Origin of the sequence: Acinetobacter sp. ATCC 27244, assembly GCF_000156555.1 — a bacterium.
Classification (GTDB): domain Bacteria; phylum Pseudomonadota; class Gammaproteobacteria; order Pseudomonadales; family Moraxellaceae; genus Acinetobacter; species Acinetobacter haemolyticus.
On the sequence record NZ_GG665963.1, the window covers coordinates 1 to 6438 of the forward strand.

At 38.9% G+C, this 6438-nt stretch carries 6 protein-coding genes and 1 pseudogene; 3 read left to right on the top strand and 4 right to left on the bottom strand.

Annotated features, from left to right (window positions below):
• Positions 1-741 (bottom strand): outer membrane beta-barrel protein (locus HMPREF0023_RS13435; protein WP_008942325.1); only part of this gene is annotated, 741 nt, incomplete at its 3' end.
• Positions 742-1131: 390 nt separating this feature from the next.
• On the opposite strand from HMPREF0023_RS13435, the gene HMPREF0023_RS13440 reads away from it, so the two are divergent.
• From HMPREF0023_RS13440 to HMPREF0023_RS13450, 3 genes are all read left to right on the top strand, one after another.
• On the top strand, positions 1132-1644 hold the full coding sequence (locus HMPREF0023_RS13440; RefSeq protein WP_005083237.1) for a GspH/FimT family pseudopilin: 513 nt from the start codon (positions 1132-1134) through the stop codon (positions 1642-1644).
• Between the two features lie 112 nt (positions 1645-1756).
• Positions 1757-2932: a thiolase family protein gene (locus tag HMPREF0023_RS13445; RefSeq protein ID WP_005083239.1), complete on the top strand. Its 1176-nt coding sequence runs from the start codon at positions 1757-1759 to the stop codon at positions 2930-2932.
• A 127-nt stretch (positions 2933-3059) separates the two neighbouring features.
• On the top strand, positions 3060-3509 hold the full coding sequence (locus HMPREF0023_RS13450; protein WP_008942327.1) for a VOC family protein: 450 nt from the start codon (positions 3060-3062) through the stop codon (positions 3507-3509).
• A gap of 43 nt (positions 3510-3552) precedes the next feature.
• Here HMPREF0023_RS13450 and HMPREF0023_RS13455 read toward each other — a convergent pair whose 3' ends face one another.
• The 3 genes and pseudogenes from HMPREF0023_RS13455 to HMPREF0023_RS13465 all read right to left on the bottom strand — a co-directional run.
• Positions 3553-4038, bottom strand: a complete 486-nt coding sequence (locus HMPREF0023_RS13455) for a DUF934 domain-containing protein (RefSeq protein ID WP_008942328.1) — start codon at positions 4036-4038, stop codon at positions 3553-3555.
• Entirely contained in the window at positions 4031-5674 is a 1644-nt protein-coding gene (locus tag HMPREF0023_RS13460) for a nitrite/sulfite reductase (protein ID WP_005089243.1), read from the bottom strand. The genes HMPREF0023_RS13455 and HMPREF0023_RS13460 overlap by 8 nt, the downstream gene beginning before the upstream one ends.
• A 304-nt stretch (positions 5675-5978) precedes the next feature.
• Positions 5979-6438: pseudogene (locus HMPREF0023_RS13465) on the bottom strand (hypothetical protein); the annotation flags it as partial.

Genomic DNA, 6438 nt, shown 5'->3' on the forward strand with positions numbered 1-6438 from the left:
GTACTGTGGCTTGATGTCTGATTTGTTTGTATCAAAGAATACACGAAGTTCCATGTTAAGGTCTTCAGTTAACTCTTGTGGCTGTGGCGCAACTGGTGTTGGTTCAACTGGAGCAACTTCTACTACTGGAGCAGCAGGCTTCAAGTGACCACCAAGAACAACGTTTAAACCAGCAAGTGCTGTGTAGTTCCAGAAGTCTTCGTCGATATTATAAGTACCACGAGCTTCAGTACGAAGAGATAAAGCATCGTTTAAGCGCCAGAAAGCACCGATACCAGCATTACCTAGAGTACCTTCTTCTTTCAAACCACGACCAGTACGACCTAACTGAACATCAGTAGCGTCAGTGAACGAGTATTTGTAATGACCAGCACCTAACAATACATATGGCTTGATTTTGCTGTCATAGTTTTTAGTGATCAAATCAGAAGTAACATAGAAGTTACCGTTGATTTGTTGTTGCTTGTATTCAGAGTTAGCAGCAGCGCTGTCAACATCACCTTTAACTTGGTTATATTCAACTTCGAAACCTAACCAAGGTGTTAATTCAACACCAATAGCAGCACCAACGAATAAATCGTCTTGTAGTTCGCCACCGTTAGTTAAGTGCTTATCACCATTGTTGTGTTTAGTGTCTTGGAATGTGTAACCAAGCAATAATGGAGTGATTGTTACGCCCGCGTTAGCAGCAGCTAAAGGAGCAGCAACAAGCATAGCAAGTGCAATACGACTCAATTTCATGGATATCCTCCAGAGATAACAATTGTTTGTTGTTCAAGCTTAGCCTATGATTTTTGGCCACTGCGAACAGGGTCTGCCCTACAGTATTTTTTTTAAGCTATTCACTTCACTTTGAATCATACAAACACTTGATGAAATTTCCAAGTGCTTGATAACTTTAACCTCGCAAATTATTGACAAATTTTCTTACAATTTCCGTTGTAGTTCAGTAAATTTTAATTCGGCGTAAAAGAATGAATAGCTTATTGTACACTTTCTTCGATTTTAGCAGCATTTGATGAAGGAAGTAATCATTAGTTTGTCTAGATATTAAATTTAATTTAATAAATATGATCTTTACTTAACACTTTGTTAATAAAAAAATTACAGAAACATTATATAGGTAAAAAAATGTTTAAGAATTTAGGATTCACAATCAGTGAATTGATCACTTGTGTCGCGATTTTGGCAATTTTAGTTACTTTTGGTATCCCTCATTTAAGGGAGCTTATAATCTCAAATGAAGCAAAACAACTCAAAAGAACACTCACAATTCACATACAAAAATCCAAATCTGACGCACAAATCTATCAAAAAAATGTGACTCTGTGCGCAAGTCATGATTTACAAACTTGTGGGAATAACTGGAATCAAGGCATCATCAGTTTCATCGATACAAATAACAATCGACAACGCGATCCTTCGGAAACGTTATTGTATGCCCTGCCATTAAATTACAAACATGGCACATTAGAGTGGAGAGGTACCCTACGAATTAATTCAGTCACATTTCAGGGCAATACTGGTTTACCTCGGGGTTCTAATGGCAGTTTTTTCTATTGCTCAAACTCTCCGCAGTACCATACACGGATAAAATTAAGCCAAATGGGACATCTTACCCCCGAACGCTTAACAAGTTGCTAAGAACTGTTCAGTCTAGCTTAAGCGATGTAAAACACTTTCTTCACTGTTTTTTTTTACTATACTGCATAGGTTTTGAACATTTCTCTGCAAATTATAAGTCTGGAGACACATAATGACTGACATCGTAATTGTCAACGGCGCTCGTACAGCAATGGGCGGCTTCCAAGGCGCATTATCTAGCGCTACAGCACCTGAATTAGGTGCAATCACGATTAAAGAAGCAATTGCTCGCTCAGGTTTACAACCAACTGACGTAGAAGAAGTTATCATGGGTTGCGTATTACCTGCTGGCCTAAAACAAGGCCCTGCGCGTCAAGCAATGCGCAAAGCAGGTTTACCAGACTCAACAGGTGCGGTCACTATCAATAAACTATGCGGTTCTGGCATGAAAGCCGTCATGCAAGCGACTGACATGATCAAAGCAGGCAGTGCAGAAATTGTGGTTGCAGGTGGCATGGAGTCGATGACTAACGCTCCTTATATATTACCAAAAGCACGTGCTGGTTATCGGATGGGCCATGGTGAAATCAAAGATCATATGTTCTTTGACGGTTTAGAAGATGCAGAAACGGGTCGTTTAATGGGTTCATTTGCACAAGATATGGCAAATACGCGTGGCTATACCCGTGAACAAATGGATGATTTTGCGATCCGCTCATTACAACGTGCCCAAAAAGCCATTACTGAAGGTTATTTTAAAGATGAAATTGTTCCTGTAACTGTTTCAACTCGCAAAGGTGATGTTGTTGTCGATCAAGATGAACAACCTTTGAATGCTAAAATTGATAAAATTCCAAGCCTAAAACCAGCATTTGCAAAAGATGGGACAATTACCGCTGCCAATGCCAGTTCGATTTCAGATGGCGCTTCTGCACTTGTACTCACTTCAAGTGATGTTGCAGCTCAACGAGGCTTACAACCTTTAGCAAAAATCGTTGCAACAGCATCTAACTCACAACACCCTTCAGAATTTACTATTGCACCAGTTGGCGCAATTGAAAAAGTGTTGAAAAAATCGGGCTGGGATGCACAAGACGTAGATTTATGGGAAATCAACGAAGCTTTTGCAATGGTAACCATGTGTCCAATTGACGACTTCAAACTTGATGCTGAAAAAGTAAATATTAATGGTGGTGCATGTGCCCTCGGTCACCCAGTAGGCTCTACAGGTTCACGTATCATTCTTACATTAATCCATGCGCTTAAACGTACAGGTGGTAAAAAAGGCGTTGCAGCGCTGTGTATTGGTGGTGGTGAGGCAACCGCTGTTGCTGTTGAATTGATTTAAGCCCCAAATCTACAGCGAAGAATCCTGCTTTTTGCAGGATTCTTTTTTAGAATTACAAAAAATAATGCACCATTCGTTAAAAATATCGATAATTTATATTGTGTAAAAAAAGAACAAGGACCTTCTCATGCAATTAAATCATTATTTAAATTTTCAAGGACAAGCTGAACAAGCATTCAACTTTTACAAATCTGTATTTGGTGGTGAGTTTTCAATGTTAAGTCGTTATGGAGACTTACCTCCAGAAGAAGGCGTAACATTTACAGAAGCGGAGAAAAATTATGTACTTCACGTTTCTTTGCCAATTAATGAATCTACAATACTCATGGCATCGGATGTGAATGATCAATTTTGCGCTCCAAATAGTGTGTTTACCCAAGGCAACAATCATTATATTTCGATTAATTTAGATGCAAATGAAATAGATGAAGCCAAACGTTTATTTGATGCGCTTTCACACAATGGACAAATAGAAATGCCATTAGAACAAACATTTTGGGGTGCGCTGTACGGAGCATTTACCGATCAATTTGGTATTAAATGGATGATCAACTGCCAACTTGCACCAGAAGCATAAAAAAGCTGAACATTTAAATGTTCAGCTTTTTTTCAGACAGGACTTAAGCCCCTGTCTGATAACTTGCTTGTGGTACAGCAGTAGAAGCCTGATAAGGATTGGTAAAATCTTGAAGCCCTGCCGCAGCTTCATGGATATCCTTCCCTTCTTTCACCACAAAAGTATCAAAGCCAGAACGTTTTAAATAATTTAAAACATCTTTGAAAATATCACCGACGGCACGTAACTCACCTTGATAACCTTGGCGACGTAACAGCGCAGCAAATGAATACCCACGACCATCATTAAATCCAGCAAACTCAATGAAAATCGCATCAAGTTCATTTAATGGAAACTCATGCGTTTCAGGCGAATCATTCACAGTGATATACAGCGCTTTTTTACCTTGTATATTTGCTAATTGATCTAATTGAGCAGTTGTAACAACCACATCACCTTGTGGAATCACGCTATCTTCAGCAATGACTTGATAGGTATTATCTGCAATCGTACCGTCTTTAAAAAGCACTTGTAGCGAAGTATTAAGCATAAGCACGCTCCTTAAATGGTTGAATACCAACACGGCGATATGTGTCAATGAAACGCTCACCTTCTGTACGTAGATCGAGGTAAGTATTCAAAATTTCTTCAATAACATCGGGCACTGCGTCCGCCGCAAAAGATGGTCCCAAGATGTCACCGATTGAGGCGTCATGATCTGCATTACCGCCCAATGTAATTTGATAGAACTCAGCACCTTTTTTATCTACCCCGAGAATACCAATATTTCCTACATGGTGATGACCACATGCATTCATGCAACCCGAGATATTTAAATCTAGCTCACCTAAGTTATAGATGGTATCCAAGTCCTCAAAACGACGTGTGATCGCTTCTGAAATTGGAATAGATTTGGCATTTGCCAATGAGCAGAAATCTCCGCCAGGACAGCAAATAATATCCGTGATAAAACCAATATGTGCGCGAGCCATATCGTTTTGCTCAAGTGTTTGCCACAACTCAAATAAATCTTTTTGAGGCACATCCACTAGCGAAATATTCTGTTCGTGTGTGGTGCGGAATTCGCCAAAAGTATATTTATCAGCTAAGTCTGCAATTAAGTTCATTTCCTCTGACGTCATATCGCCCGGTGCAATACCCGCACGTTTCAAGGAAATCGTCACGATACGATAGCCCTTGACTTTATGCGCATTGGTATTGACATTGAACCATTGTTTAAATTTAGGATATTCAGCAAATAATGCCGTAAAATCTTGATCTTCTAAATCTTGATAATCAAATGGGGTAAATTCTTCATCTAACTTTTTCAAGATTTCAGGCTGAATCTTCAAAGCTTCACGTGTGTGTTCAAATTCAGCTTCAACTTTCTGAGCAAACACTTCAGGCGTTAATGCTTTTACGAGAATTTTAATACGTGCTTTATATTTGTTATCACGACGACCATGCAAATTATAAACACGCAATGTCGCTTCAAGATAAGCAATTAAATCTTCACGCGGTAAGAACTCACGAATGACACTACCAATGATTGGGGTACGACCCAAGCCCCCACCAGCCATGATTTTATAGCCTATTTCACCCGCCTCGTTACGCACGATATACACGCCAATATCATGGAATGCTGTAGCAGCGCGGTCTGTTTCAGCAAGTGCAGAAACTGCAATTTTGAATTTACGTGGCAAGAATGCGAATTCTGGATGGAATGTGCTCCATTGACGAATCAATTCGCATGTTGGACGTGGATCAGCAATCTCACCCGCAACAACGCCAGCAAACTGATCTGTTGTCGTATTACGAATACAGTTACCAGATGTTTGAACCGCGTGCATTTGAACTGTTGCCAATTCCTCAAGAATATCCGGCACATCTTCCAACGCAGGCCAATTCAACTGGATGTTTTGACGAGTCGATACATGTGCATATCCACGATCGTACTCAGTCGCAATTTCAGCAATTTTTCGAAGTTGTTTTGTATTCATCAAGCCATACGGCACGGCAATACGCAACATAGGTGCGTAACGTTGCACATATAAACCATTTTGCAAACGTAAAGGACGGTACTCGTCTTCAGTCAATTTTCCCGCTAAATAGCGTTCTGTTTGATCACGGAACTGAGCAACACGTTGATTAATCAGTTGTTGATCGAAATCAGTATATAAATACATGGCGTACGGCTAGTAAATTCATGATAAAGGCAGTTAGCATAGCGAGCTTTTTATCATCAATAAAATGCTTTTTTTGCATATTTAATAACGGTTTTATTGATAAGCTTGACGGGGCTCAGTAACAGATGACATCAATAAAAAAGAGAACTTTAAAATTGTATCGTTCTCCTCGCTATCTAAACAAAAATATCAATACGTATTGATAATACGCTTATCTAACAACTTTATACGAAGTCACTAGATAATAGTTTAAAAGACGATCTGTTAGTTCTTCTTCTCTCCAAAAAGATTTAGGTGGAAACTTTCACTTAAGAAGTTTTTCATTCATCTGCTTTTTGCTACTTACTTCAACAAAATTCATTGTCTCCGAATCCAGTTCATATTGTTTTTCTTCAAAATAATTTCCATCAAGATCAATTTTATTTGTACAAATCTTCCGAGTGCTTAATGAAAAATCATCTTGGATTACAAAATCTTGTTTACACTCTCCATGATATGGAACATCTAAAATATTTCTAAAGTCAATCTCCTCCATTTCGGAATCATAGCCAATTGATTCTGAAAAATTAAATCGATGAGTACCTACATAGTACCCCCTATCGATACTCTTATACATTCCATCTTCTATATACACCTTAAGTAAGGTCATCGTTTGTGCCAAGCCATCCCCTTCCATATCCATATTTTGTAACAACAACATATATACATAATGTTGGCTAACAGGAAAATAACCTATAACCCTTGCAAAAGAATGTGACTTTGGA

Bases quoted from the DNA above. Each gene is read 5' to 3' on its own strand.
- HMPREF0023_RS13455 (WP_008942328.1), bottom strand. From the start codon at position 4,038: ATGCTTAATACTTCGCTACAAGTGCTTTTTAAAGACGGTACGATTGCA.
- HMPREF0023_RS13460 (WP_005089243.1), bottom strand. From the start codon at position 5,674: ATGTATTTATATACTGATTTCGATCAACAACTGATTAATCAACGTGTT.
- HMPREF0023_RS13445 (WP_005083239.1), top strand. From the start codon at position 1,757: ATGACTGACATCGTAATTGTCAACGGCGCTCGTACAGCAATGGGCGGC.
- HMPREF0023_RS13440 (WP_005083237.1), top strand. From the start codon at position 1,132: ATGTTTAAGAATTTAGGATTCACAATCAGTGAATTGATCACTTGTGTC.
- HMPREF0023_RS13450 (WP_008942327.1), top strand. From the start codon at position 3,060: ATGCAATTAAATCATTATTTAAATTTTCAAGGACAAGCTGAACAAGCA.